At 53.2% G+C, this 3,367-nt stretch carries 1 protein-coding gene; it reads right to left on the bottom strand.

Annotated elements, in window-relative coordinates:
- Positions 1–78: 78 nt before the first annotated feature.
- Positions 79–3,367 (bottom strand): RHS repeat domain-containing protein (locus KCG49_RS16230; RefSeq protein WP_218548006.1); only part of this gene is annotated, 3,289 nt, incomplete at its 5' end.

Consider the following 3,367-nt stretch of genomic DNA (forward strand, 5'->3'; position numbering starts at 1 on the left):
GCCGCGGTGCAGGCCAACAGGAAAAGTACGGAAAGGAAGAATCTCTGTAACGGTATGTATCTGTTCATTGTTCTGTTTTTAATTGTTGGATGATGTGTGGTAGTTATATCGGTTTTCGCCCATGATGTTGCCGTCCTCGTCCCTGACCTGTTTGAGCCTGTTGAAGTTGTCGTACTCGTAGTACACCGTCCGGCCCTTTGGGTCGGTCATGCTGGTGGCCCCCACCAGCGGGTCGTAGGTATAGGTGGTGACCATGGCATCGGGAAACTCCGCCCTCAGGGCATTGAGGCTGTCACGTAGATCGGCCTCCTCACAGCCCGTGGTGCCCATGCAGGTATCGCCCTCCCAGGCGGATGCAAACTTTGCCTCGCCTATGGCGGTCTGCTGCCCAGGGGTCAGCGTCTCATAGCTTGCGTTCTCGATCTTGGCCACGGGCAGGGTATTGTTATAGCCCCAAATATAGATGATTCGGGTACCGTCGGCTCGGCTCACCTCCATGGGTTTGCCGTTGGCCTCGTACCTGTAAAAATGGATACGGTTTTTGGGCAGGTTTGTCGGTGACTCACCACCCTTTAGGGTTTGGACTGCACTTGGTAGTGCCCGGGTGGCCCCGAAGATCTGGTAGACTGTCTGGGTGGCACTTTGGGCGAGGACATCGTTGGCGTCGCTTACGGTCTGTTCCGTCCTTACCGGCTCAAAGCGGTTCTGGTCAATCAGTATCTGTTCAGCCGGTGTGGGGCTGGCCAGGTCCTGGGCATAGGTGATGTGGCTTTCTTGGACATTGCCGTTACTGCTGGTGGTGCTGGTAGACGATGCCAACAGGGGATTGTTATCGTAGGTGTGGACCTGTGTCACCGTGACGTCCCCGCCATCGAGATAGTCCGTGGTGGTCTGGGATTTTAATCGGTGATGCTCGGTGGTATAGCCATAAAGGTATGCGTAACCGTTGTTGCCTTGACCCTCCGTGTCGGGCATCCTAAAGACTTCCACTGCAAAGTCCCAAGGATCCTTCTGGAACGTGTTTGCTGTTTCGTAATCAAAATGTTCACTTTTGACCAGATTGCCTTCCCTATCGTAATACCCTGTCTCGACAAGGTTGCCGTTGCGCCAGTTGGAGAGCATCACTTTTTTGTGGACCTCGGGAAATGGGGAATAATAATATGCCGCATTGTTGCCCACCTGCTCGTTCTGGCCAAAATCAAACTCTGAGAACGTATACCTTTTACTGCCATTGGTGTCGAGCTGCCCGTAATGGGACTCGGTGACGTTCAAATAGCCCTGCATGGTACCGTTTATGGGCACGAGCGGTGCACTTGAGAATATTTGATATTCGCCTACGTCTCCTGCCGCAAGTCCCAAACGGCTATAGTTCCCGATATAGTTTATCGGCAGACGATAGGCTCCGCCACTGGTAAGGTCTGGTGTGGCCGATTCCTCGTGGTAGGTATAGTCGTACTTTTTCCACAGTTGAGGCTCGGTGGCGGAAGGGTCGTTGAAGGTCTTCAGCTCCTTTATCCTGAGCCCGGCATACATGTACTCGCCCGGGGTGGGATCCTCGGTGTACTTTATTATGGCCCTGAAATCGCCGGGACTGGGTGATCCGGTCTGTAAATTGTTACAGCCCTGGAAGTTACCATTGTAGGTGGCCGAGATCCTGTAGCTGTTCCCCGGGGTAAGGAACTGTTTGAACTTTGGCGCCAACAGGGTCTGTGGCGCATTGGGTGCGTCCGTCAGATCGGTAAGGTACAACGTATAGCTACAGTTCTGGTCGTTCAGCACCTGTATGCCGTTCGTGTACGGGCAGCCCTCAACCGTAATGTCAAAGTCCAAGATGCCGTCACTGTCCACCGGTACATCAATGGTCATGGAGTGGTCATAGCCGTTCGACGGGTCCCCGTCTACGTGCATACAGCTGTAACTGTCAAAGATCTCCGTATGTTCCAAAAGGTGGTCCCTGTACTGGTGTACCGACCCCTCCTTGAAATAGCTGATGGTGTTGTTCTCCCAAATAAATTCTTCGTAACCTCCCGTGGGATAGGTTATGCCTGTGAGCACCTCCGCTTGGGTATGGTCCGGTTCTACCGAACGGTCCGCATTGCCCCAGTATGCTAACGGTATGGGCGGAAGATAATTAGCTCTGGGAATGAGGTCGATGTTGTCCCTGCCGTTAAAGTAACCGAAGTAGTCCACGGCCCTCGAAAAGCGGTGCGGCAGCTTCTGTGGATTGTATTCGAAGGTGTATTCCTTGCTTTTCTCGTTCGCGGCGTTCTGGATCGAGATTCCGTCAAGCCTAAGGCGCTTGTAGAACGCCGGGTCCTGGCTGAAAAAGGGATATTCATTGTCAGGTATGGCATCCGATTGGGAGGTCTCTAGTTGCATCTTCTTTATGAAATTCCCTGCACTGTCAAACAGCGTTATACTTTCCAGAGGGTAGCTGTTGGCCAGATCCCCACGTTCCACACTGCCCCTTTTGAACTCCACACTGCCCGTTGGGAAGGTGATGGTCTTCAGCTTGGGCTGGGTGTATATTTTCTGGCTATAGTTGATACTGTACTTCATTTCGTGTTGGCTGTTCCACCCCGGCAGGAACTCCTCGTTGGACTTGAATATGGCCTTGACGTTGTCCTCCAGCTCGTACTCGAACTCGATCACTGTACTCGAAACGGGCAGCTCTATCCGCCTGAGCATCCAGCTTTGGTAATAGGGATCGATACTGGTGGTGTACATACTGTTCGTACCGGAATAGACACCCGAATTTGTCAGTGACATGGACCTTACTTCCCTGATACGCTCCATATAGGGCTCTGTGCCGCCAAAATGATAGACCGTTCCGTTGGGCACGGTGATCTTGAAACCTATGATCTTGCGGTTGGACGGGGACTGCACGACCTTCTCGATCTTCACGTTGGTGTACGGCAACTGGACAAAGTCGTCCAGAGCCTGGTCGAAGTAGAACGTCCCCGAATATCCAGGAATGGAGTAGTTGAACTCGTCGGGCTCATAGTCCCTGCTCATCGCGACGTGGTCCAGCAATTGGTAGCTCTGTTCATTGGGATCACAACAGAAACCACTTGAATCGGGATTGGCCTTAAAGTGTGCCATGTCGAAGGAGGTGTACATATAGCCCAGATTGTCGTTGTCGTCCGGTAGCCAATTTATGGTCCTGCTCACTAGGCCGCCGGCCTGCAGGTTCCAGCCCAGGCCGACCCATGAGGCGATGTCGGCGACCTTGATGCCGCCACCACTGTAGGCGATGCCTATGGGGACGGAGACCCCACCGTGGCTTATAGTGTGGAAAGGAATCTGTATGCTCGGTAGACCCGTATAGGGGCTTACCTGTGTCTGTGAGTACTTGATCAGCTCCGCG

This window comes from Winogradskyella luteola (assembly GCF_019203985.1).
Classification (GTDB): Bacteria; Bacteroidota; Bacteroidia; order Flavobacteriales; family Flavobacteriaceae; genus Winogradskyella; species Winogradskyella luteola.